The sequence below is a fragment of the Sorangium sp. So ce321 genome, from assembly GCF_051530195.1.
In the GTDB taxonomy this organism is placed as follows: domain Bacteria; phylum Myxococcota_A; class Polyangia; order Polyangiales; family Polyangiaceae; genus Sorangium.
The window spans coordinates 7,929,859-7,954,779 of the sequence record NZ_CP150329.1; the positions used below are offsets into that span (position 1 = coordinate 7,929,859).

Here is a 24,921-nt window from a genome sequence, read left to right on the forward strand (position 1 = left end):
ACGTTCTGGCTCGCTGCCGCGCGCCGGAGGTCGAACAGGCCTCTCCTGGCGCCCATGGTGCGCGCGGAGTCCTCTCCGCGCCGCGGTGTGGGCGAGCGCGCGCTCAACAGCTGTCCGCTGCCGGAGCACGGCGCGTCCCAGGCCGCGCTGCACCTCCGGACGCGGACGAGATCATGGGCCCAGCGAGGCCGTCGGGCAGCAGGTCTGCCGACGCCCTACTCGCTCACCGACACCACGTCCAGGCGCAGCATCTGGCCGGTGGTCGGCGCCGTGTCGTACGGTGGCAGCCCCTCGAAATAGTCCTTGGTCCAGTTGGCGATCTGGCGTTCGTTGCCGTCGTTCATCACCACCTTGACCGTGGCGCCGCCGTTGACCTGGATCGTCGCCTCGTAGTCCGCCTTGTGAATGTCGTGAGCGCGGTACTGGTAATTGTTCAGCCAGTACGTCTGGTGCGGCTCGCTCACCTCGATCGAATATTGCTGGTAATTGATGGCGTCATTGGGGCCAATGGTGCCGCCGATCATGAACGGCTTCATGGGCATCTCCCCCCCCACGATGTCCGTCGGCTCCCAGATCCCGCGCACCCGCAGCTTGACCGAGTACGTCGTGCTCGGATCGCCGCCGAAGCTCACCTGCTTCTCGATGCGCTGGGTGTTGGCCGGATGAGTGCACGTCGCCATGGCGGCCAGCGGCAAGGGCGTCGACGGGTCGCACGGGGCATCGACAAACAGCTTGTCCAACCCGCTCGCATAGCTCGCCAGATCTGGAGCGGCGCCGCCGCTGCCTGCATCGACGGCACCACCGCCGCCACCCGAGCCACCGCCGCCACCCGAGCCACCACCGCCACCCGAGCCACCGCTGCCACCCGAGCCCGACGCGGCGTCATGCGTACTGGCATCGCCCGGCGCTGCTCCCCCGGTTCCCCCGGTTCCCCCGGTTCCACCGGTCTCCCCCGTGCCGCCCGTCTCGGTGCCGCTGCATCCGGCGACCGTGAGCAGCAGCGCAAGCAGAGCCATCGCCGGCGTTGCGCAGCTGCTCCGCATCCCTGCGGTATCGGGACTCGGACCGGGGCCATCGATGGCGGTGCGGTTCGCGCAGACGAGCCGCGGTGTAGCGAAATAAAGAATCGATTTCATAGAACCAGTATCCTATGTTTGCGGAGCGCCTGCAAGAGAGGGTAGGACAATAGTGCACCGGCGTCATCTACGCGCCTGGGCGCAGCGTCGAGCGCAGCCGCTGGTTGGGCCGTCTACTCCAGCACCTTAATCTTGACGACGATGCATGTCTTCGAGCGCAGGTGGACGGTCGCCGCCGCCGGATCGCGGCGCAGTCGGCGTGTGTCGCGGCAGCGGGCCGCTCGATCGCGAGGTGGGTTGTCCTCGATCCGGGGACGATGGGGCGGCGCCGGCAGGTCGACGAGCGCCTACCGAGCGCCCCTTCCAGGCGCCGCGACGCCGCGCTCAGACCTGGATGCCGGCGAGCGGTGACGTGACCCGCCCCGCGTCGAGGCCGATCTCCGTCGCCTTCGAGCCCATGATCTGGGCGACCGTCAGGAGCGCCTTGCTCAGGTTTTCGCCGGGGTAGTTGTTGTGCTGGTCGCCGCGCAGCCGTCCTCCGGCCTTCCCCGCGAGGAGCACCGGCCACTCCGCCTTCGTGTGCACCTTGCCCCAGGCGGTGTCGGACGTGACGTACACGAGCGTGTTGTCGAGCAGGTTCGAGCTGCCGTGTGGCGTGCTCTTGAGCTTCGTCAAGAACTCGTTCAGGCAGCGCATCGTGTAGATCACGCCCTTGTCGACGCGAGGCTGACTCGATTGGTCTCCGGCATCCCCGTGGCAGATGGTGTCGTGAAAGTCGTCGTTCATGTCCTGCGCGAGGTGCCGGTAGTAGACGTGCGCGGCGGGCAGCGAGAACATGAACGAGAGCACGCGGGTCCTCTCGCAGGCGAGCGCGAGCGCCGAGAGCTCGACCATCGCGGTGTTCACCGACGGGGGGGCTTCGCTCTGCGAGTCCTTGCCGGCGGTGGGGGCCGTCGGGCTGCTGCACGCGGGCGGCGTACCGCCGCCGGGGGCCGTCGTCTCGAGGCGCCGCTCGATGGCGCGGATCGACTCGAGGTGCTGCTCCACGCGTTGCCTGTCGGCCGCCCCGAGCCGCTGCTGCAGGCTCGCGCCGTCCTGCAGGACCGAGTCGAGCACGCTCTTCCGGACGTTCGCGAGCTTCGCGGCCTGGTCCGCTCCGTCGTCGTTGGGCGCGGGCGTGCCGCCCATGAACAGCCGATTGAACACGGCCCTCGGATCGAACTCCGGGTTGTTGCGCGAGTTCGGCCCCTTGTGTGAGACCGTATGCAACGAGTCCGGAGGGCCGCCCGGCGTCGCCGGCGTCACCCCCACCTCGAGAGAGCGGTACGGCGCCCCCGCCGAGATGACGTCCGCGACGACCTGGTCGATGGATGCGGCGCGCACGGCGTTCCCATTGTTCGCCGCGCCGGTCGTGGCCCCGGCCGACCCCGTGGGGTGCTCGGAGCCGGATACCACGACCTTGTTCTCGAGGCCGCTGATCACCGTGAGATGAGACTTGTGCTCCGCGAGCGGCTGGAGCTGGGGACTGAGCTCCCAGGCCGAGCCGGAGCCCGTGCGCGCCGGCTTCCAGCGACCCGGCAGCGTGCCGTTCCCGAAGAACCACGTGACGTAGAGCGGCGAAACCGGGGTGTTCGGCTGAGCGAGCGCCGTGCCGCTCTGGTTCAGCATGATCTCCAGCAGCGGGAGCGGGATGGTGACGGCGGCACCCGTCGCCAGCATGCCCCGGAGAACAGTTCGTCGGTTCAAGGCTTTGTTCGTCATTGGGGGTACCGTGCGTTCAGGGTTGGGGGGCGACGGCCGAGAAGGCTTCGTTCGTCACGACGTCGAGGACCAGCTTGCGCAGATCGAACCCCGATGCCTCGAACGAAGCGGCCAGCGTGTTCAGCACACTGCCGTCCACGGGTCGCTCCTCGTGGCCTGCTGCATACGAGTAGTACTTGCGCACGAGGCATCGAGCGACAGCGTCGCTCGCGCTGACGGTCATGCCGAGCGAGCGCGCGTCGGCGACCGGCTCTCCGTTGAAGTCGCCGCTCGGGTCGATCGGCAGGCCGTGGTCGGTCGTGCGGTAGCGGCCGATCGCGTCGAACGTCTCGAGCGGCAGGCCGAGCGGGTCCATGGCCCCGTGGCAGCCGGCGCATGCAGGAGCGACCCGGTGGTTCTCGAGCCGCTGACGCTTCGTGAGGGGCTTGTCCGCAGGCGGCTCCGGGAGCTCGAGAGCGATGTTACCGGGGGGCGGCAGGACGGGCGTGCACAGGAGGGCCTCACGCATGAACTTGCCGCGCAACGTGGGCGAACCCTCTTTCTGGTTGGCGAACTGCGAGAGGAAGCCCGCTTTGCCGAGGAGCCCGACGCGCGGGCCGTCCGCCGGCAACGAGCGAACCTCGAAGGTGCTCGAGCTCAGGCCGGTCGTGTCGATGCCGTAGACCTCGGCGAGCTCCTTGTTGACGACGACCTTCGTGGTCGAGAACAGGTCGAGCGCGCTCGTTCGTTCGTCGAACGCGAGGACCTCCCAGGTGCCCCGCATGTCGCGGACCATCGCCGCTTGCAGCGCGGGGCCGTATTCGGGGAACAGCTCCGAGTCCTTTGCCTGCGTGCCGACCCGATCGAGCCGCATGTACTCTTCGGCGAAGGCGCCGATGGCCTCGCGTCCAGCCGGCGCGTCGAGCAGCCGCGTCGCCGCGGCACGAACGCCCTCCACCGTCGCGAGCCCCCCGCCCGCGGCCTGGTCGAGCAGCTCTTGATCCGGCAGGCTGTTCCACACCAGGAACGCGAGCCGGGATGCCATCTCGTAGCCCGTCAGGCGAAGCGACCCACCGGCGCTCGGGGCTCCGAGCTCCGGGCGGTACAGGAAGTTCGGCGACGTGAAGAGCGCCACCGTCGCCCAGCGGGCCCCCTCGACGGCGCTTTCGAGCTCGGTCGCGGCCTTGGTGGCGACGGCCGCGAGCCGGTCGACCTCCGCTGTCTCGAGCGGGCGGCGCCACGCTCGAAGCCCCAGCGCCTCGAGGAAGCCGCGCACGCAAGCGTCGTCCTGCGCGCCGCTGGGCGTGCAGCCGATGAACTGGTCCCGCTTCGCGGAATCCGCGAACACCGCGTCCACGGCGTCCTCGATGGCCGTGTGGTACTGCTCCACGCCTCGCTCCGACGTCACGACGGTCGCGGCGCCGATGACCGCAAAATTTCCATTCCAGCTGTCGTCGTCGAGCTTGTTGACATTGACTTCCACGCCGAACACGTCGCGCACGGCATTGCGAAATTGCGTTCTCGTCAAACGGCGCAGCATCCCGGACGCGGGTTGGAACGCCGGAGGGTCCGAGCCCGTCGACGGTCCATCGTCTCCGGCGGAGGATCCTCCATCGTCATCCACCGAATCACCCAGCGTGCCCGTGCACGCGGCCGCGAAAGCGAGCGCACAAACGGCGGCGACTTCTCTTGAGGAACGGAGCTCGTGCCAGGACGGCTTCTTCATCTTGCTCTCCGATGAGACAAAGGGCGGGAGCGACACACGGCCCCGCACCTGGCGACCATGCCTCGGATCAACGGCTCGCGCCGCGATGCCCATGATACCCCTCGCGGAATGTGAACGATCACATTTCTTACGTCAAACCTAATCGATAGGCCCGACGGGGATCCTTGAGCCCGATAAAAGTACAGAGCTGGCGGGCGCCTCCGGAGCGCCGCGTCACGGGGGGGCGGACTCCGGATCGCGGGCGTTTGCCAGCCCGAGGCGCTCGATACCCACCAGTGTACCGACGGCCGGCGCTCGATGCCGCAGGCGGCCGGCGCCCTGGGTATCGCCTCTTGTGCGCTGCGACCCGGGCGCGTGCTCCAGCCAGGAGAGCGCCCCCGCATCGGCCGATTTGGATTGACGAGCGTATTGTGAACGCTCACATTTGCAGAGCTGCGATGGGGTGGCTGAGCTTTTCCTTTACCTGATCAGGAGACGTCAGATGTCGATGAGCATGAAGCTTTTGGGTGCCGTGGTGATGAGCGTCGGCATTGGCTTTGCAGGCGGCTTTGCCGGCGGCTTTACGGGCGCAGCATGGGCGGCGGACGGGACGGCGGACGTCCCCGCATCGGTCGCCGAGGGGAAGGATTTCGGCTGCGGCGCAAAAGGACAGAAAGCCTGTCCGATGCAGGGCTGGATGAAGACGGTGATGCAGTCGGCGACCACGAGCGGCGACGGCGCGAAGATCGCCTCGGCGCTGGACTACGTGGCGTCGAAGCCGCCGCCCGGGATGCCGGAGTGGGTCGCGATCTCGACGAAAGGCGCGGAGAAGGCCAAGAAGGGCGACATCGACGGCGCCAAGGCGAGCTGCAAGGCCTGCCACGATCTGTACAAGGCGGAGTACAAAGCGAAGCACCGTGACGCCAAATTCTGAGGCGCCGCGCCCTGCGCTCGCCCTCTCCGCTCCGAGCGCAGGGCGCGCGCTCTCCTTCCAGGCCCTGGCCGACCCGTCGGGTCGATTCACGTCGAGCGTTCACAGACGCGCCGTCGGCCACCAGCGCCGCGCGCTGCGAGGTGCCCATGTCCACATCTGCCCAAGGTCCTAAGTCGAGCGAACACCTCCCCCCCGTGCGCTGGGGCGTCCTCGGGGCGAGCAACTTCGCCTTGAAGGTCAGCCTGCCCGGGATGAGGCGGGGGCCCCTGACCCAGCTCGCCGCGCTGGCGTCGCGCGACATCGTCAAGGCGCGCGCCGCCGCGCAGTCGCTCGGGATCCCGAAGGCGTACGGCAGCTACGATGAGCTGCTCGACGATCCGGAGATCGACGCCATCTACAACCCGCTGCCCAACCACCTGCACGTGAAGTGGACGGCGCGCGCGGCCCGCGCCGGCAAGCACGTCCTGTGCGAGAAGCCGATCGCGCTCAGCGCCAAGGACGCCGCGGCGCTGGTCGACGTCCAGCACGAGACGGGCAAGCGGATCGCCGAAGCGTTCATGGTCCGCTACCACCCGCAGTGGCAGCAGGCCAGGGCCTGGGTGCAAAGCGGCCGGATCGGGCACCTGGTCAGCGTCCAGACGGCGTTCTCGTATTTCAACCGCGACGCCGACAACATCCGCAACAGGAAGGAAGTCGGGGGCGGCGCGCTCTACGACATCGGGTGCTACGCGGTGAACACGTCGCGCTTCCTGTTCGGACGCGAGCCCGTGCGGGCGATGGCGCTCGTCGAGCGCGACCCCGAGTTCGACACCGATCGCTTGACCTCGGGCCTGCTCGACTTCGGCGGCGCGCACCTGACGTTCACGTGCAGCACGCAGGCCGTGGCCTACCAGCGCGTGAACGCCCTCGGTACAAAGGGCCGCCTCGAGATCGAGATCCCGTTCAACGCCCCCGCCTACCAGCCGTGCAAGGTCTTCCTCGATGACGGCTCGACGCTGGACTGCAGCTCGGCCAAGGACACCTCATTTGCTCTCGTCGACCAGTACCACCTCCAGAGCGAGGCGTTCTCGCGCGCCATCCGCACGGGAGGCCCCGTCGAGAACCCGATAGAGGTCGCGGTCGGCAACATGCGGGTCATCGACGCGCTCTTCCGATCCGCCGAGAGCGGGCGCTGGGAGAAGATCTAGCAGCGCCCGCGGCGCCCGCGGCGAGAACGCCCCGCGGCGCCTCCGGGCATCCTGCAAGGTCAGCCGCGGGTCCGGCGACGTCGCATCGCCAGGGCGGAGAGCCCCACGGCGAGCGCTGCGGCCCACGAGCTCGCCGTGGCGCCGCCGCCGGCGACGACGAACCCGCAACCTCCGTTGGAGACCACCTCGTCCGGCGTTGTTCCGCCGCCCCCACCTCCCTCGCCCGGTGCGTCGCCGCCCCCGGAGGAGGAGGTCACCGTCCCCGCCCCGCCCGTGCCGCTCCCGGAGGAGGAGGTCGCCGGCCCCTCCCCGCCCGTGCCGCTCCCGGAGGAGGAGGTCGCCGGCCCCTCCCCGCCCGTGCCGGCCCCGGAGGAGGTGGCCGCCGCCTCCGCCCCACCCGCGCCCGTACCCGCGCCGGTGCCTGGCCCGGTGTCCTCATCGCGGGGCACAGCTCCGGTAAACCCGGTCTGCCCCTCCCGCGTCAGCGACAGCACCAGCGTGCCATCTTTCACCGTCACGTTCTGCGGGTCGAAGTCCACGCGGTTCCCATCGAACGTCCAGTCCGCCTTGCTCCATCGCGCGCCGTCCAGGGAGTCGAACTCGTCCTGCCACGCGAGCTCGAAGCCGCCGTTGTTGTAGCGATAGTACTTGATCCAGTTGACGAACTGGTGCTGCGGGAGGACGGAATCGTCGAACGCTCCGACCCACTCGACTGCCTCGGAGGACCACGTGTTCATGCGCAGGCCCTGGGGACTCCTCAGCGTGGCCACCTGCGCACCCGTCGTCCGCCTGACCTCTCTCCCGTCGAAGGTCCAGGCGACGTAGTCCGGCGTCCACTCAAGCCCGTAGGTGTGATAGCCGTCCGCGAGCGAGGCGTCCGCCGTGTGCACCTGCTCCGACGTCACCCTCGTGCCCATCCCCGTGATGATGTTGGACTGCCAGCTCCGGGCGTTGTCCTTCCCGAAGATCTCGATATCGATCTCCTCCCAGAACGCACCGGACAGCTCGGAGCCGTCCTTGTAGGTGAAGAAGGTCGACAGGATGCCGCTCCCGCGCGCCATGCGCATGCGCACCTCGATGCGACCATGGAGATAGCCCTGGGGCGTGTAAACCTCTGCTCCCTTGTAAGGCTTCGCGACCGCGGTCGAGCTGACCGCGAACGCGAGCGAGGCAGCGGCGAGCATCAGACCTGCGCGGAATTTTCTAAGCATGATAGAACCTCCGATGTGAACGTTAACACGGACAACCGCCGTGCGATAGTTCATCGTCGGCTCCTCGGGTCGGGGCCTGGCCTGCTGGTAGGCGCTCGGCATCGCCGACATCGATGCTGACTCTCGGTGGCAGAAGGCGTTGCTGGCCATGAGCGAGGCGCGCTTGAGGCCAAGGGCGGAGGCCGCCGAGGCGCCTGCGCCGGCGGCAGAGGCGCCTGCGCCGGCGGCAGAGGCGCCTGCGCCGGCGGCAGCGAGGAGGCGCCTGCCCCGGCGACGCCGGGTCAGCTTTCCGCAGCGCCTCGGGGGCAGATGCCCGAGGGCGCCGCGGTCATGCACCAGGCCGTCAGTTCGCGTCGGCCCCGCTCCGCCCGGCGTCTCGCGCACGCCGCCGCCGCGCGACGGCCGCGCCCAGCGCGAGCAAGGCGGCGAGCATGCCCGCGGGCGAGCTGGGCCCTGGTACCCGGAACGCGCACCCGCCCTCGTCCTCGCTGGCGCCGTCGGCAGGGGTCCCGCCAGCGCCGCCCGTGCCGCTGCCCACCGTTGCTCCGCTGCCGGTCGTCACCGCGCTGCTGCTGCTGCTGATCCCACCCCCGCCCGAGCCGCCGCTGCCCGTGGCTCCCCCTTCACCTGTGCCAGGAGCACCCCCGGTGCCCGTCGGATCCGGGTCCGGGGCGTCGAGCGGCGTGAATTTCCACCAGTTGACGTTGAACAGGAACCCGTTTCCACCGGTGAACTTGAGGTAGAGATCGTGTATCCCTGTCGCACCGTCGACCGCGCAGGACGTGGTGACCCACGTCTGGAATCCGCCGGTCCCCTGGACCATGCAGGTTCCCACCAGCGTGCCGGTCGCGCTGTCGAGGCGCAGCTCGATGTTACCGCCGCTGGTCGCCGAGGCCACCCTTGCGTCGAAGGACACCGCGCCGGTGCCGAAATCGACGCCCTTCACCTTGATGTAGTCCCCGTTCTCGATCGACCCGACGTCCATCCCGCCTTCGCTGCATGCCTCGGTCTCGACGCCGGACTCCCAGGCGATGGTCTCAGCCTCCGTCATGAGATACGGATTCAGGTTGCCGACGCCGGGCGCTCCCGCCTGAGTCATCCTGATCGTCGGGATTGTACCATCGGCGTTGAACGTGAACTGCTCGACGGACGTGGACCGGTGAAAGCCTCCACCGCCCGGCAAGGCGCCGTTGTGATAGAAGAAGTAGGAGTTCCCCTTGAAGTCGATGACGCCCGCGTGGTTGGTGAAGCTGGTGCCCTCTGTGGGCATGATGACCCCCCGGTAAGTCCACGGGCCGGTGGGGCTGCTGCTCGTGGAGTAGGCGATGTACTCCGAGATAGGGCCAGCCGCATACACCAGGTAGTACAGGCCATCGCGCTTGTAGAGCCACGGCCCTTCTTCGTACTTGGTCGTATGGCGCATGTCATCATTCCCGGTGCGCTGCCCGAAGCTCGCCGCCGTCATGGGCACGTGTACGACGGCTCCCTGGTAGGAGGTCATGTCTTCGTTCAGCTTCACGTAGCACACGCTGGGGTTTCCCCAGTACAGGTAGGCCTGGCCGTCGTCGTCGATCATCACCGTCGGGTCGATGTCGCCGCAGTTCTCGGTGATCAACGGCTTTCCCAGGGCGTCCTTGAAGGGACCGGTGGGGCTGTCCGACACGGCCACGCCGATGGTCATCCTGTTGAGCGAGCGGCTCGTCACAGGAACGTAGTAGTAGAACTTTCCGTTCCTGTGGATGGCCTGGCCGGCCCACGCGTCCCCCTTTGCCCAGCTGAAATCGCTATATTTCAGCGGTGAACCGTGGTCCGTCCAGTTCACCATATCCTTGGAGGAATACACTCTCCATTCGTTCATCCCGAACCAGTCCGTCGCGCTGTCTTCGTCGTGTCCGGTATAGAGATATACCGTATCGTTGTAGACCATGGGAGCAGGATCAGGGGTGTAAAGGGTCTGTACGATGGGATTGTCTGCCAGGGCGCCGGCCGGAAGCGCGGTCACGCCACAGAGCAACAATGCCGCCGTGAGAAGCTTACGCTCGAGGGATGTGGTGATCGTTCCCATTCCTGAATCCTTGCTGCTCTCCTGAAACTTCTCAGGTGTTGTCGATGTAGCGCAGATCGCTCGGTTCATGACTCTCCGGCGCTGCTCGTCGGGGTGATCCGCCGCCGAGGCAGCCCGCTGGGCGATCTGGCAGCGATTGTCTTTCGCGAGGGGTGAAAAGATCGGCGGCAGATGATGTCCGGGCCCTCACGCTCGGATACTCTCCCACGAAGCGCGCCGGGCGCCGTGGTGCTCGACTGCGCGTGTGTGCCCGCCCTCACGACCATGGTCGTCGCGCTGTTCCGAGACGACCAAGCGAGCGAGTGAGACCGTCGCCGAGGCCGATCGGATGACGATGGTCTCGGTGCGCATGACGCCCCACCCGGTTCGAAGCAAAAGAAGGATGCCGCTGGGGAGTATTGTGAACGCTCACATTATCGGTGTCAACCCCGATCGACCGACCTGGGGAGCCCGGTGCCTCCCCTCCCTTCCTCTCCGCGCCGCGCTCCGCCGCGCTCCGGAGGAGCCCCGCCAATTTCGTCCTCTCTCGGGCGCGAGGAGATAGCGGGCCGGTCGATCGGTGTTGACACCGAAATTGTGATCGTTCACATGGAGGCAGACCCGATGTTCACGATGCGAACTTCGGTGTCCCAGCTTTCACGCCGGCGTCTCGCCGTACGGGTGTAAAATGAGAATCTCTCTGCTCATGGTTCCTGCAATCACGGTCCTCCTTGCCTGCGGCTCCGACGCCGACCCGCCTCAGGACCAGGCTACCTCCAGCTCGACCGGCGCTGGAGCTTCGGGCGGAGGAGCCGCGACGGGCGCCAGCACGAGCGCCTCCAGCAGCGCGAGCTCCGGCTCCAGCAGCGCGAGCTCCGGCGGGGTCGGCGGCACCGGCGGAGCCGGCGGAGCCGGCGGCAGCGATGGAGCCGGCGGCAGCGGCGGCGAGGACCTGCTCGCGGCGGCCGAAAGCATCGACGGCTTCCGCTGGGAGATCCCGTGCGACCAGGACCCCGGCAACAGCGACGAGTGCACGACGTCGAAGCGGGTCGACGAGAAGAAGACGTTCGGCGGCTCGCCCGACACGGTCTACCAGGTAACCGTCCGCCTCCGCGGCGTCGTCGAGAACGAGACGTACCGGGGCGGCACGCCCGATGGCATGCACTTTCGTGTGGGCGGCACACCCGACCACCCGGAGTACAACGTCTACAGCATCACTGTCTCCGATCCGGCCGAGGTCTACTACCTCAACGACAGCCCCAACGTGGGTCACAACTCGTTCATCATCGACCACACGAAGACCATTCCAATCCGGGGCGGAGCCACCGTGTCCTTCCTGGGCGAAGATCCGAACCATATCTCGATCACCAACTTCAAGCATCTGGTCGTGGAAGGCGTCCCCCCGGCGCCCGAGCCTTTCAACGGTCAGTTCATCCAGCTCGACGTCCAGTCCGTCGACAAGGCGCAGCCGTGACCCGCGACGGGGCGAAGGCCTGTTGGCTCGGTGCCGGCCTCCGCCCCGTCGGTCGCTCAACCATCCCGCTTCGCGCGGCTCACTGCCGTGAGCTCGACCCGAGGCATCCCCGCAATTTTTTCGGAAGATTCACGGGGGGGCGGGGAGACGGGGAGGAGAGTCTTCAACTACTCCCCGTCTCCCCGCCTCCCTGTTCAATTCTCCCGCTGAAACGTGCTGAAATGAGATCGATCGGGGTGACGAAGGCCTCGGCGCGCATGGCGCCCCCCTCGAGGGAGGCAAAAAGATGCCGCCAGAGGAACTGTGAGCCTTCACATTGCGGGAGTCAACGGCGGTCGGCGGTGCCGCGCTTGCGCAGCGGGCCCGTGGCGACTCAAGATCAAGGCGGGCTCGCGGTCACCGCGGCTCGCGGTCACCGCGGGCTCGCGCGCTCCTGGTTTTCGGGGAGTCCGGCTCGGCCAGCTGTGCGAACGAGCGAGCTCCCTCCGCGGAGGCAGCTCGCACGGGATCACCGCCTCAGCGTGACATCAACCACGCTCCAGGAAGTCCATCAGCCACTGCATGGCCGGCCGCAGACTGCCGTCCTGCCGCTGGAGGCCGGTGTTGTCCCTCCAGGTGGCGCCGACGACGTAACCCCAGAGCGTGATGCCCGGGACCGCGGGGTGATTCCAGAACATCGTGAACTGCTCCTCCATCACCCGCTTCTGCTGGTTGTCGTCGGCGATGCCGATGTCGTACTCGGTGATGTACACGGGCTTGCCCAGAGCGGCCATCTTGTCGATGTAATCCTTCACCGTGTTGGTGTTGATCTTGTACGCGTCGTGGGCCTGCGCGCCGAGGGCGTCGACCGGGGCGCCCGCGTCGATCACCGCCTTCGCGATCCTCATGAAGTTGTTGTGGTCGTTCGGGTACTCGATGTTGTTGTAGTCGTTGAGGATCAAGACCGCGCGCGGGCAGAACTCGCGAGCCCACTTGAAGGAGTTGACGATCCAGTCCCAGCCGCTCGCGCCGTCGCCGCCGATGCCGTTCTTGTAGGACGGCGTGGTGTGGGGCGGCGGCTCGTTGACGACGTCGATGTACTTCGTGTCGGGGTAGCGCTCGCAGAACGACTTCATCCAGTCCCTCACGGACGCCTGTTGTTCCGCCCCGGAGAGACGCCCGATCCAGTCGGGTTGCTGGGCACCCCACACGAAGACGTGGTGCTTGAAGATGATGTTGTTGTCCTTCGCGTACTTGTAGATCGCGTCGAGGGAGCCCCAGTTTCGATTGCCGCGGGTCCGCTCGACGGAGCCCCACTTGCCCTCGTTCTCGGGCGTGATCTGGTTCCAGTAGTTCGCGAAGCCGTTGCGCACGGCGCCGTTCGTCGTGATGTTGCCGACGAACTTCTCGGAGCTGGGGGAACCGCCGCTTCCGCCGGCTCCGGTGGTCGCGCTACCCGATCCGCCGCCGCCTTCGCTCGATCCGCCGGTCGTCGAGGAGCTGGTCGTCCCCGCGCCCCCGGTGCCGGTGGTGGTCGATACGCTGGTCGACGTCGGACCAGCGCTGGTCGTGGTCGTGGTGGCGGTCGTGGTGCTGCCCGCTCCCCCTGAGCCGCCCGCGCCCCCGTCACCGCCGTCGCCCCCATCGGCGCATCCAAAGAGAGTCGCGACCCCGAGCGCGATCCAGGTCGTGCCGCACAGCCATCGAGAAGAACGATTCATGCTCATGTTGGACTTTCACAAGTTGAGCGATTGAAGTTGATGATTCCTGGAGCGGCGCGCCGACAGGCGTCGGCTCGAGCTCCGAAACGATTGGATTACTGGTCGTCAGGCGATGATCGGGTCGACGAGCCCGCCTTCGAGGCTCTCGTCGCCGAAGTTGTCGAGCGGGCCGCCCTGGCCGTTGGTGCAGCCGACCGCCGCGCCGATCGTGTTGAGCAGCTTGTTGTTGGTGACCTTGACGTCGACGAACTGGCCGGTCTTGAGGTAGCCCGAGGCGCCGCCGGCGAGGATGTACGGGACCTTCCGGAACCCGTGGAACTTGTCGGCGTTGTCGTTGAGCCACACCGCCACGCCGTGGTCGAGGAGCGTCCCGGAGCCGAGCTCGTAGGACGAGAGCCGGTCGAGCAGGTGCTTGAACATCCTGGCGTGAATCCGGTCGATCTGGTGATGCAGCTCCTGAGCGCCCTCGATGGGCGGGCCCGAGTTGCCGTCGCTGTCGATGCGGTGGGAGATCTTGTGGTAGCTCTTCTGCCGGACGCCGTTGATCGTGTACTCGGTCCCGTCGTTGCCGTCGCCCACCTGGAGCGTCGCCGCGCGCGTCACGCCGCACGCCATCGCGAGCGCGATGATGTCCATCTGCATGCGGGTGACGGCCTCGATGTTGTCGGAGCTGCCGGCCTTCGGCGAGATCGCCTCCATCTCGGCGACCCGCTCCGCCGGCAGCTCGCACGCGAGCGCTACCTCGAGGTCGCGGATGCTGTCGAAGTGGAGCTTCAGCCGCTCGCGATCGCTCTTGCTGAGGTCCCTCCGGCTCATGAGCGCCTGCATCTCCCGGCGCACCAGGTCGTTGACGCTGGTGCGGCGCGCGGTCAGCGACTGCTGGACCTCGGTGTCCACGTCGGCGAGGCCGAAGAGCTTCTGGTACGCGTTGAACGGGTTGCGCTCGGCGGCGCGGATCTGCTTCGGCCCGCGGTACGAGAGCACCTCGTTGATGTAGCCGGCCATCTTGCCCGCGTAGAGCGTCAGCGGCTCGACGCCCGGCGCGTTGAGCTCGGTCGCGATACGGTTGTCGATCGACTCGCCCATCGCGAGCGACTCGTTACCCCTCGGGTCGTCCGACACGCGCGCGGCCGTGAGGCACTGGTTGCCGCCGCCGGAATGGCCGCACCCGTTGGCCGGGAACGCGAAATTGATGCCGCGCACCATGATGAGCTTGCTCGCATGGTCCTTGAGCTCGCTCACCGCCCTGTCGCTGTCCCGCTCGAGCGACTCCCTGGACAGCGGGCCCGTCTCGCTGGGCCAGAACATCTCGGGCTCGTCGCCGGCCGCCTGGGCCACGCCGTTCGCCTGACGCATGAAGATCGCGAAGGGCGGCACGTCGCCCGTGCCGGCCGCCGCGCGCCGGGGCGCGAAGGTCTCCAGGAACGGGAGCGCGACCGTGACGCCAAACAGGCCTCGAAGCACACGCCGTCGGGTGATCATTGTGCCTCCGCGGGAACGCGAGCGAGGAAGGAAGCGGATGAGACGATCTGGAGGATGAGCTCCTCGGTCGAGGCGCCGCCGTACGACGCCTCGCCGAGCTCGTCGATGAGCTCCCGGTCCTTCGCGCCCACCTCGCGGCCCTGGGCGAACTCGACCCAGCGCCTCGCGTAGCACGCGTGCGCCTCGTTGCTCTCGGCGAGGATCCGGCTGAACTCGATCGCGTCCGCGTAGCTCCGCGGCTCGCCGCCGAGATAGTAGGTATCCGCGGCGTTGACGGGCACGCCGTTGTCGGTCGTGCGGTACTTGCCGATCGCGTCGTAATGCTCGAAGGCGAACCCGGCAGGGTTGATCATCGTCCCGTGGCACGCCTCACCGCACGTCCCCTTCCCCGTGTGCGCCTCGACGCGCTCGCGGTTGGTCGCCTTCTCGCCGGGCGGCAACCCTGTCGCGTTGTCCGGCGGCGACGGCAGCGCGGCGCAGAGGATCCTGAGGTTCACGAAGACGCCGCGGTGGATCGAGTCCGGCTGCCGCGCCGTCGCCTTCGCCGCGAGGAAGCCGAGGCGCGTGAGCAGCCCCGAGCGCTCGGCCTCGTCGAGCTCCACCTGCTTCCAGCCGTCGGAGAACTCGCCATCGACGCCGTAGACCGCCGCGAGGTGGTCGTTCACGAACGCGGTGCGCGAGGTGAGGAGGTCAGTGAGCCCTCCCTCCTTGTCGAAGACGATGTGCTCCACGAACAGCTCCGCCTCGCGCTGCATGTCGTCGCCCATCTCGGGGACGAACTCGGGGTAGAGCGCCTGGTCCTTGTTGAGGTCGTGGTACTGCTCATGGTCGTAGAGCTGCCGGTGGAAGGCGCCCACGACCTCGCGGGCGCGCGGATCCTCGAGCATGCGCTCGGCATGGGCGCGGACGGCCTCGGACGTGGAGAGCTCGCCCGCCTTCGCCGCCGCGAGGAGCTCGTCGGAGGGCGTCGTGTTCCAGAAGAGGTACGCGAGCTTGGTCGCGACCTCGTACCCGCTCAGCGGGATGAGCCCGCCCTTCGCCGGCCCGGCGCCGAGCTCGACCCGGTAGACGAAGTGGGGCGATTGCAGGAACGCTTCGAGCGCCGCGCGCACGCCCGCGACGAACGCGTCCTCGCCGTCGAAGAGCTCCTTGCCGCGGCGGAACAGCGCGAGGTACGTGTCCCGCTCCTCGGTCGTGAGCGGGCGCCGGAAAGCCCGCTCACCAAACCGCTCGACGAACGCCTCGGCCCGCGCTTCCGGCTCCGCCGGCAGGTCCGCGGGCACGAGCCGACCGAGCTTGTCCTCGTCGTCGGTGACCATCGCCGCGAGCTCCTCGGCGGCGCGCTGGTAATCGCCCCAGAGACCCGGGGTCACCAGGAGCGCCGCTTCGTTGTTGTCGAACACACCGCCGAGCGGATCGGTGGTGAACGACGCCGAGAGACCGGGCCTGTCGTCGAGGCGCAGGAGATCGCGCACCGTGTTCTCCCACTGCGCGTGGCTCAGCCGCGGGAACATGCTGCGCTCGGCGACCTGCGACGCCGCCGCGCCGCCCGGCAAGGGGCCACCGCCCTCATCCGGGGCGCCCAGGGATCCCGTGCACCCCGCGAGCAGGAGCGTCGCGGCGCAGAGCCCCGCGCCGAGCGCCCGCCTCCAGCACGGCGAGCCGGTCCTCGAAAAAGGCGGTGGGGTCATCGCTCTCTCCTGGTTGAGCGCTGGCGGCCGAGCGGCCAGTTCAGCGTGGTTATCAGCGCGATTACCATCGAACAGAAACCGTGGCGTTCACTCCGTCATCGAGCGCGGCGTCAATCTGGCCTGCTGCATGTGGCCCGAAACCGTTCAACGCTGGACGATTCAAACACGATCGGAACTCGTGAGCTCGCGCACGAACGCGATCGCGAGAGTTCACGCGGTCTGGAGGGGGCGCCCCGACAGCCGGCGACCTGCAATGTGCCGATCCGCTGCCAGCGACGCGCACCGCCGAGCGAACGGTACCGGTGCCGAGATCCATCGGAAGACGATGGCCTCGGTGCGCATGACGCCCACCCAAGATGAAGTAAAAAGGATGCTGCTCTGGGACAATGTGAACGATCACATGTTCCATGTCAAATCCAATCGGCCAGCCCGCGGGCATGCTCCAGCCCGAGGCCGTGAAGACTGGAACTTTCCAACAGCGACACGCATGCTGCGGGCACCGCCGCATACGCCGAGCACCGGTGGCGCTGGAGCTCGAGCGTTGCCGCGGCTCGGAGCGACGTGGAGGCGCGCGACGAGCGCGGAGGCTACCAGCGGTCGAAGAAGTCGAAGACGTCGGGCAGCACGAGCGGCACCATTCCTGGATGGTCCGCGTCGACTTCCTTGTACGTGATCATGTAGCCGCCGGCCGTCATCCAGTCGCGCAGCTCCCGGCTGCCGGCCAGCGACGGCGTGGCGCCGGTCCCTTCCGTCACGAAGACGGGCACGTCGCGCAGCCGGTCCCACGGATAGCCTGACTCCTGGACGAAGGGCCCGGACATGGGCGCGAGGGCCTTCCAGTAGTCAGCGTATTTGGCGCCGATGTACCAGGTGCCGCCGCTCCCCATCGAGTGTCCGGTGAGGAACATCGCGCCGCGATCGATCGGGTACTCGTTCAACACCAGCTCCAGGACGTTGATGACGTCCTTCTCGCTGAGCTCCTGATCGCGTTCGCGCTCGGGCGTACGCATGGCCAGGAGCTTCTCCGCCTCCTCGGGTTGCCCGAACACGGCCGGCAGCCGCAGGAAGGTACCGTACGCGCCCTGGTAGCCGAGCGGCGAGACCAGCAGCACGCCATGCTGGTCGGCCAGCTTCACCATCTGCTTGTCGTTCTGATCCAGGTACGAGCTCTCGTCGTTCCCGGCGCCGTGCAAGAACATCACGAGCCGCAACTCCGACGTGCCGTCCCAGCGCTCCGGGACGCAGACGCGGTAAGGAACGTCGGCGCCAGCGGCTGGAAAGTGATAGGTCCGGCGCTGGTCGCCCTTGGCGCGCCACTGCGGGGAGCTCGGATCGGCGACGGACTCGGCGAGCGCTCGCGCCTCGAGCACCTGGGCGCGCGGATCGAGGCTGGTCCCGAACGAGATGGTCACCGGCTCGAACTCGCCGGTGCCGCCCGCCCCCGCCGAGCCCCCGGCGCCGGCTTCGCCGCCGGCGGCCGTCGTTCCGCCGGTGGGCGCTCCGCCGCCCACGCCGCCGCCCGCTTGACCTCCCGCGCTGGCCGAGGCGTCTCCAGGAGCCCCGCCGCCGGAGCCGCCAGAGGAGGCGCTCGCCGTGCTGGCGGCTCCGCCGCCACCTTGACTGGTGGAGGTGGCGCCGCTGTCGGCGTCATCGCTTCCGCAAGCGGCGAGCGACAACGCGCAGCCGATGCAGGCCAGTGACGAAAGGAGTCGATGTTTCTTCATGCTCACCCCGGGGACGTGATCAGCCCGTCCTGAGCGCGGCGCTGAGAGATCACGGTTCTCCGAGGCATCCTGGCGCGCAGCTCGAGGGTCAATGTGCGGCATGCAGAAAGATGCACTGACACTGGCCAAGAGTACGGCCCATCCAGGCCAAAGCAACAGGACACCCCGAGGGCGCACCGTGAACGCTCACATTCCAGTCGTCAAACAAATTTGACCAGCCCGCACTTATCCTCGATCCCGATAACGCTGGTCAGCTTCGAGCCAGTCGGCGGCCTGGTGATGTGCCGAACCATTCGAGGCCTGGATCGAGGAGATGGCGGCTCGCGGCCGCCGAACCGCCGTGCTCGTCGATGTCGACCACGCCGACAAGAGTTGACATCACAAATGTGAACGGTCACACTGTGTGCCCCTCGCCGCGATAGCGGCGACCGGAGATCCAGGGGGGCGATGGCCATCTCGGAGCCGGATCTTCCGGCCATCAAGCAGTCTGCTCAGCATCGCGCGCCCGCGCCCAGCGGCGGAGCGTGCGCGGGTGCGCGTCGTCATACAATCAACTGGAAACGACCTCACGCTGTGGGCGCGCCTCGTGGAACGCTGCTGGTGAGGGCGAAACCTCGCCTGGGTATACAAATGACCAACAAACCTACACTCGCTCGAGCCGCATTGTTCGCGGCGCTGGCCGGCTCTTGCGCTCTCTCGGCATGCAGTGGTGACGGTGGCGACGGCGCGACCTCGTCGGGCAGCGACCCTCAACCCGGGACGGGCGGGGCCGCCGTCTCGGGCAGCGGCAGTAGCACCACGACCGCCGCCAGCACGACGACCGGCGACGTCGGCGCGTCCGCGGGTGGAGCGGGCGGTGAGGGAGGAACGAGCGGCAGCGGTGGTTCGCCAGGAGCCGGTGGCTCGGGCGGATCGACGGGAGGCAAGGTCCCCCCGCAGCCGAGCACGGGTTGCAACAAGGCCAACCCGCAGACGGGCAGCGCGCAGAGCCCGCTCACCGCATCGGGTCACCAGTACTACGTGAAGCTGCCGACCGGCTACGACGCCAGCAAGCCGTACCCGGTGATGATCATGTTCAACCCGACGAACAACCCGATCAACTGGGCAGAGCAGAACGCGGGCTTCGAGGCGACCGGCCCCAAGGAGGCCTGGATCCGCGTCTACCCTCACCCGGCCAACTCCAACTCGGGCTGGGGGGCGAACGACGTCGCTTTCTTTGAGCCGTTCTACGACCAGATCACGGACAGCTTCTGCATCGACAAGGCTCGCGTGTTCGCGGCGGGCGAGAGCTCGGGCGGCGACTTCTCGAGCATCCTTGGCTGCGAGCACGCGGACAAGCTGCGCGCGGTGGGCCCTTGCGCCACCAAGAACGTCCCCCAGTATCCGCTCAACGCCGGCACCCGAGAGTGCACCGGGCAGGTCACGTCGGTCGTCATCCACGGAGAGCGCGACTCGGTGGTCGGGACGGAGAACGGCCCGAAGACGCGCGACTTCTATACCGCGCTGAACCACTGCGAGGCGAGCACGACGCCGGTCGAAGGGTACACGGACGACCTCTCGAACTGCGTCATGTACCAGGGCTGTGACGAGGGCTATCCGGTCTACTGGTGCCAGCACGGAGACCCGAACTACAGCAACACCAATCACGGCTGGCCGGCGTTCGCGCCCAAGCTCCTCTGGAGCCTGTTCTCGACCTATTGAGAATCATGACTGGCCTGGCGGCGCCCGGCTCATGATGCCTGCATCGACCAGCCGGGGGAGCGTGGCGGACGACCTGCGATCGCCCGAGCCACCGGCGAGCAGCAGTTAGCGAGGTGGTGTCTCTATGCGTAGATCTGTAGCTGGACTGAGCGTTCTTTTCACTGTGGGCGTGGCGGCGGGGCTGGCCGGTTGCTCATCGGACCCGGATCCCGTCGACCCCGGCGCGGGCGGATCTTCTGGCGCAACCACGAGCGGCGGTTCCACCTCGGGAGCGACGTCGGGCGGAGGAGCCGGTGGGAGCGGGGCCACGAGCACGTCCGCGAGCACGAGCGCGAGCACAAGCGCGAGCGCGAGCGCGAGCAGCTCCGGCGGCGCGGGCGGCACGGACGGCACGGGCGGCGCCCCGGCCGGCGCCGGCGGCTCGACGGGCGCTGGCGACAGCGGCTCGATGGGCTGCGGCGCAGCCGCTACCCGCCCCGACCCTCGCGCGCAGCAGACGCTGATGGTCGGTGGGGTGACGCGCTACTACCTGATGTACGTGCCGGAGAGCTACGACCCGAGCAAGCCGCTGCCGCTGGTCTTCGGTATCCACGGCCTGAACATGAACAACGTGTGGGCTGCGCACGACAACAGCGGATTCCAGCTCATCCAGGAGACCGACGACCAGGCGCTGCTCATCTACCCGCAGGGCTTGCCGGCGGATGGGCGCTCCAGGCCTCCGAGCACCGAATCGCAGTGGGGTACTGCGGACTCGAACTGGGGTGGTCCGCCGCCCAACGCCAACCGGGAGCGCCTGGCGGCCGACCTGGCGTTCTTCGATGCCATGCTCGAGCATGCCAAGGCGAACTACTGCGTGGATACGAAGCGCGTCTTCGCGGTCGGGTTCAGCCAGGGCGGCTTCATGACGAACACGCTCGGCTGTGAGCGCTCTTCCGTGTTCCGCGGTCTCGCTCCGGTCGCCGGATGGGGCCCCCAGGGCTCCGCGCCCACGTGCAGCGACGCCAGCGCCGCGCACGCGCTGATTCAAACGCAGGGCGACACCGACACGACCGTGACCCCCGCGCTGGGACAAGCCACCCGCGACTTCTGGCGCGCCCGGAACGGCTGCGAGGCGACCACGGTGCCGTCGACGAGCTTCGGCAACGCGTGTGTCGAGTACCAAGGCTGCAACGAGGGCCTGCCGCTCGTGTACTGCACGCACCCCGGCGGTCACTCCGTACCGTCCGGCGCGGGCGGGCGAGCCTGGCGCTTCTTCCAATCGCTCGAGTGAGCCCCCCAGGCCCGGCGCCTCGCCCCCGCTCCTCCTGACGCCGCGCGCCGGAGGAGCCGTGCCAGCCCGCGGGTCCCCTCCCCCGGGCTGAGCGGATGCCTGCGGGCTGGTCGATTCGAATTGACATCGCCAATGTGAGCGCTCACATTAGACCGGCCCGTTTCCTTTTGTCTTGGCCCTGGGTGGGTCGTCGCGCCCACCGAATCTTCGTCAACGCTCGAACTCGGCACCGATGCCGTTCGCTCGGCGGTGCGCGCCGCGAACGGCGGATGAGCGCGCCGCAGGTCACCCGCTGTCGCGCCGAACCCCTGAGAGCGCACGGGCTCTCGTGATTTTGCTCCGGCGCGAGCTCACGAGTTCCGGTGGTGCTCGAACTGTCCGGCTTCGAGCGGCCGCGAGCCATACGTTGTAGGTCAAACCACTGCCACGCTCGATCTTGAGATGAGCATGACAGTTTCTGAATGATGGTTGCATTGTAGTTACGCTGAAATAGCTGTTCTGTCACTCGAGCTTGGTCAGGAGACAATGATGACCATACCGTCTTTTTCGATGACCGGCTTGCCGCGCTACAGGCGGGCGCTCGGCGCAGGGCTCTGCGTCACGGCGCTCCTGCTCGCGGGATGCACGGGCTCCTTGGGCGATCCGGAGGAGAGCGGCGGCCCTGTCCCGGGCGGCAGCGGCCCAGCCGCCGGCGGCGTGGCGCGCGGCATCGATATGCCGGGTGCGCCGCAGTACCACCGGTTCGTGCGCCTCACGAACTCGCAGTGGGCGAGCAGCGTGCAGGTGGTCCTGAACCTCGCCGCTCCCTCGTCGCTGTCCGACGGGTTCGAGAAGCCCGTCGCTGGCACGACGGACTTCACGAACAACGAGCACCTGCTGAGCGTGAACCAGCGCTCGTGGAGCGACTACCAGTCGGCGGCGGAGGCGCTCGCCGAGGAGGTGACGGCCTCGGATGAGGCGCTCGCCGATGTGTACCCGGGCACGGACGCGACCGGCTTCATCGAGACCGTGGGGCGCCGCGCGTACCGCCGTCCGCTGACGGACGCCGAGGTCGCCAAGTACACGACGCTCTTCGAGACCGGCGCGGCGATGTCCGGCACGAAGAGCACCTTCGCCAAGGGCGCGCAGCTCGTGATCCGGACGATGCTCCAGTCGCCGCACTTCCTCTACCGCACGGAGCTCGGCGAGCCTCGCAAGCCGCTCGATGGGTACGAGATCGCGGCGAAGCTCTCGCTCTGGCTGCGCGACTCCGCGCCGGACGACGAGCTGCTCGACAAGGCGTCCACGCTCACGACGCCGGAGGCGATCGCCGCGGCCGCCGAGCCCATGCTGGAGGAGCCCGCTGCGGTGAAGCGCATGCGGTACTTCCATGGCGAGCTGCTCAGCTTCGATCGCTACGCCACGATCAGCAAGCTCGGCGTGCCGAACTACGACGAGTCGTTGAACGCGGAGTACGAGGAGAGCGCGTACCTGTTCTTCGAAAAGATCTTCAACGAAGGTCTCGGCGTCAAGGACATCCTCACGTCCACCAGGGGCTTCGTGGGGCCCGGGATGGCGAGCCTCTACGGCCTGACGCCGGGCGGCCGCGGCTTCGAGGAGCGCGACCTCGGTCCCGATCGCGTCGGCTTCTTCTCGCAGCTCCCTTACCTGACGCTGAACGCCCTGAACGAGGAGTCGGACTCGATCCACCGCGGCGTCAGCATCAACCTCGACGTGCTGTGCACGCCGCTCGGCGCGCCGGCCCCCGACATCCCGCCGGTCCCGCCGCTCGAGCCCGGGCAGACGAACCGTGAGCGCATCACGCGGCTCACCGCCGCCTGCGGCGCCACGTGCCACAACCAGCTCATCAACCCCGTCGGCTTCGCCTTCGAGCACTTCGACGGCATGGGGCAATATCGGGACGAGGAGAACGGTGGCTTGCCGATCGACAGCAGCGGCGTCTACTCCTTCTCCGAAGGGCCCAAGTCGTTCGCGGACGCCGGCGAGCTGATGCACCACATGGCGGAGGGCGAGCAGGCTCACCTCTGCTACGCCAAGAAGCTCGCGAGCTTCGCGCTCCAGCGCGACGTCATCCCGTCGGACTTGCCGCTCGTCGAGACGCTCGCCAAGGTGAGCCGTGGCGCCAGCGGCTCGGTCAAAGAGATGATGCTCGAGCTCGTGAAGAACGAAGCATTCCGGACTCGCGTGGGAGGCCCGCTGTGAACACAAAGATCGTGACGAACCTCGCTCATCCGCACGTGGCGCCCCGGCGCGGTATCAATCGGCGCGCGTTCCTGCGCGCCGGCGGCGTCGCCATCGCCCTTCCGTTCCTCGAGGGTCTGCCGTCGCGCTCCGCCTGGGCCGCGGACAACCCGCCGGTGTTCAGCCTCTACATCGTGGCGGCGTGCGGCGTCGTGGGGAAGAAGTTCTTCCCGGACGAGACTGGCCCGCTCACGACCGACGGGCTCGCCGCCATGACGGACAAGGCGACGCACGTGCTCGCGCCTCACGCCAAGGACCTGCTGTTCATCCGCGGGATCAACTTCCCGATGGGGGGCCCCACCAACTGCGGCCACGCGCAGGGCCTGTGTCAGTCGCTCACCGCGCGCCCGGCCCAGGGCGGCGGCAAGACCGCATCCTCGACCGGCGTCTCCGCGGACGTGGTGATCGCCGAGCTGGTGAACGAGGGCGGCGCCGAGCCGCTCACGCTCTACGCCGGCAACCGCAAGAACGGGTACATCGCCGAGCGCATCTCCTTCAAGGGCAGTGGTTCCGGGCAGGTGCGCTCGGCGGACGACAACCCCTACACGCTCTATTCCAAGCTCGTCGGCCTCACGAGCAGCGGTGGGGGTAGCGGCGGGCAGCTCGCAGAGGAGCTCCTCCGCAGCCGCAAGAGCGTGAACGACTTCGTGGGCGAGGAGCTGAACAGCCTGATGCGCATGTCGGCGCTGAGCTCCGCCGACAAGCACCGCCTCCAACAGCATTTCGACGCCATCCGCGACACCGAGGTCACGATGGGCGAGATGGGCGGGGCCTGCAGCCAGGCGGGCCTCGCGACGTCGGAGCTCGAGGCGCTCGAGGGCGGCCTCGCGTTCAAGACGAACGGCATGATCGAGGACGTCGCGAAGCTCCACCTCGAGCTCGTGGCGCTGGCATTCGCCTGCAACTTCAACCGCGTGGCGACGCTGCAGCACGGCGACGGCACGGATCAGACGAAGTATGCGGTGCCGTCGAACGCGCAGCTCAACTGGCCCTTCCACCACATCAGCCACCGCGTGCAATCGGACGCGCAATCGGGCAGCAACCCGACGGCCGAGCAAGCGCACGCCGAGATCGACGTGATCCGCATGCAGACGCTGCTCCACGGGCTCGACCAGTTCAAGGCGCGCGACCTCTTCGACAAGTCCATCGTCATGTGGACGAACCACGTGTCGGACGGCCCGTCGCACAGCTTCCGCAACGTGCCGACGATCATCGCCGGAAGCGGCGGCGGCTACCTGAAGCAGGGGGAGTACATCGACGCCGGAGACGTCACCAACAACCGCCTCTTCAACGGCCTCATCGCCGCCGCCGTTCGGGACAAGACCGAGTGGACGGAGAACTTCGGTGAGGGAGAGGGCTCCGGGCCCATCGACGACATGCTCGCCTGAGCGGCATCGCCGGGCGGCGAGCCTCGCTGGAGTCGACACCAGAGCTGTGAACGCTCACGTCGGCTCCGGAAGAAGCCCCACCATCGAGTCGAAGAACATGGAGTGAGGGTGCGGCGCGCGATCGGCGCCTCGCCACCACCGACGGCTCCGCTATCCGCCGAGTCGTCCCCGCCGGTACTCACGCTCCGGGCGATCCACCCGGGACATCGGATCCACCGCAGGCGAGCGCCCCTGTGACGCCGAAGCAGCGGCCCGTGAAAACGTGAGCGCTCCCACATCGACCATCGAGTCCGCTCGGCTGCACGCTTCTTGACGTGCTCCAGCGGCTGGACGAAAGGCCCAGCGCGGTGGCG

Annotated in this window: 16 protein-coding genes; 7 read left to right on the plus strand and 9 right to left on the minus strand. The window is 68.0% G+C overall.

What is annotated here, in order from left to right; genetic code table 11:
• Positions 1-215 precede the first annotated feature (215 nt).
• The 3 genes from WME89_RS29070 to WME89_RS29080 all read right to left on the minus strand — a co-directional run bounded on the left by WME89_RS29070 (position 216) and on the right by WME89_RS29080 (position 4,542).
• A complete protein-coding gene (locus WME89_RS29070; protein WP_438002944.1) occupies positions 216-1,136 on the minus strand; it encodes a hypothetical protein in 921 nt (306 codons plus the stop codon).
• 324 nt (positions 1,137-1,460) lie between these two features.
• Complete coding sequence (locus WME89_RS29075) at positions 1,461-2,822, minus strand: DUF1552 domain-containing protein (protein WP_438002945.1); 1,362 nt, start codon at positions 2,820-2,822, stop codon at positions 1,461-1,463.
• 31 nt (positions 2,823-2,853) lie between these two features.
• Complete coding sequence (locus tag WME89_RS29080) at positions 2,854-4,542, minus strand: DUF1592 domain-containing protein (RefSeq protein WP_438002946.1); 1,689 nt, start codon at positions 4,540-4,542, stop codon at positions 2,854-2,856.
• 487 nt (positions 4,543-5,029) lie between these two features.
• Between WME89_RS29080 and WME89_RS29085 the strand changes: the two genes are divergently transcribed.
• Both WME89_RS29085 and WME89_RS29090 read left to right on the plus strand, forming a co-directional pair.
• Positions 5,030-5,455 (plus strand): hypothetical protein, encoded by a 426-nt coding sequence (locus tag WME89_RS29085; protein ID WP_438002947.1) that lies wholly within the window; start codon positions 5,030-5,032, stop codon positions 5,453-5,455.
• 146 nt (positions 5,456-5,601) lie between these two features.
• Positions 5,602-6,642 (plus strand): Gfo/Idh/MocA family protein, encoded by a 1,041-nt coding sequence (locus WME89_RS29090; RefSeq protein WP_438002948.1) that lies wholly within the window; start codon positions 5,602-5,604, stop codon positions 6,640-6,642.
• Between the two features lie 59 nt (positions 6,643-6,701).
• On the opposite strand, the gene WME89_RS29095 is transcribed toward WME89_RS29090, so the two are convergent.
• Together WME89_RS29095 and WME89_RS29100 are read right to left on the minus strand one after the other, a co-directional pair.
• The gene (locus WME89_RS29095) at positions 6,702-7,853 is read right to left on the minus strand and encodes a family 16 glycosylhydrolase (RefSeq protein WP_438002949.1); all 1,152 of its coding nucleotides are present in this window, start codon (positions 7,851-7,853) and stop codon (positions 6,702-6,704) included.
• 343 nt (positions 7,854-8,196) lie between these two features.
• Positions 8,197-9,918 (minus strand): glycoside hydrolase family 43 protein, encoded by a 1,722-nt coding sequence (locus WME89_RS29100; protein WP_438002950.1) that lies wholly within the window; start codon positions 9,916-9,918, stop codon positions 8,197-8,199.
• Positions 9,919-10,603: 685 nt separating this feature from the next.
• Between WME89_RS29100 and WME89_RS29105 the strand changes: the two genes are divergently transcribed.
• A complete protein-coding gene (locus WME89_RS29105; RefSeq protein WP_438002951.1) occupies positions 10,604-11,371 on the plus strand; it encodes a hypothetical protein in 768 nt (255 codons plus the stop codon).
• Between the two features lie 527 nt (positions 11,372-11,898).
• Here the strand turns inward: WME89_RS29105 and WME89_RS29110 are convergent.
• The 4 genes from WME89_RS29110 to WME89_RS29125 form a co-directional block, all read right to left on the minus strand.
• A complete protein-coding gene (locus tag WME89_RS29110) occupies positions 11,899-13,077 on the minus strand; it encodes an endo-1,4-beta-xylanase (RefSeq protein ID WP_438002952.1) in 1,179 nt (392 codons plus the stop codon).
• 99 nt (positions 13,078-13,176) lie between these two features.
• Positions 13,177-14,535 carry a DUF1552 domain-containing protein gene (locus WME89_RS29115; RefSeq protein WP_438002953.1) on the minus strand — a complete coding sequence of 453 codons (1,359 nt, stop codon included), beginning with the start codon at positions 14,533-14,535 and terminating at the stop codon, positions 13,177-13,179.
• A gap of 14 nt (positions 14,536-14,549) precedes the next feature.
• Positions 14,550-16,244, minus strand: coding sequence for a DUF1592 domain-containing protein (locus tag WME89_RS29120; RefSeq protein WP_438002954.1), 1,695 nt, complete (start codon positions 16,242-16,244; stop codon positions 14,550-14,552).
• A 587-nt stretch (positions 16,245-16,831) separates the two neighbouring features.
• Positions 16,832-17,968 carry a hypothetical protein gene (locus tag WME89_RS29125; RefSeq protein ID WP_438002955.1) on the minus strand — a complete coding sequence of 379 codons (1,137 nt, stop codon included), beginning with the start codon at positions 17,966-17,968 and terminating at the stop codon, positions 16,832-16,834.
• A 663-nt stretch (positions 17,969-18,631) separates the two neighbouring features.
• On the opposite strand from WME89_RS29125, the gene WME89_RS29130 reads away from it, so the two are divergent.
• The 4 genes from WME89_RS29130 to WME89_RS29145 all read left to right on the plus strand — a co-directional run bounded on the left by WME89_RS29130 (position 18,632) and on the right by WME89_RS29145 (position 24,568).
• Positions 18,632-19,669: an alpha/beta hydrolase family esterase gene (locus WME89_RS29130; RefSeq protein WP_438002956.1), complete on the plus strand. Its 1,038-nt coding sequence runs from the start codon at positions 18,632-18,634 to the stop codon at positions 19,667-19,669.
• Between the two features lie 124 nt (positions 19,670-19,793).
• The gene (locus tag WME89_RS29135) at positions 19,794-20,939 is read left to right on the plus strand and encodes an alpha/beta hydrolase family esterase (RefSeq protein ID WP_438002957.1); all 1,146 of its coding nucleotides are present in this window, start codon (positions 19,794-19,796) and stop codon (positions 20,937-20,939) included.
• A 549-nt stretch (positions 20,940-21,488) separates the two neighbouring features.
• A complete protein-coding gene (locus WME89_RS29140; RefSeq protein ID WP_438002958.1) occupies positions 21,489-23,141 on the plus strand; it encodes a DUF1592 domain-containing protein in 1,653 nt (550 codons plus the stop codon).
• A complete protein-coding gene (locus tag WME89_RS29145; protein ID WP_438002959.1) occupies positions 23,138-24,568 on the plus strand; it encodes a DUF1552 domain-containing protein in 1,431 nt (476 codons plus the stop codon). The genes WME89_RS29140 and WME89_RS29145 overlap by 4 nt, the downstream gene beginning before the upstream one ends.
• Positions 24,569-24,921 lie beyond the last annotated feature (353 nt).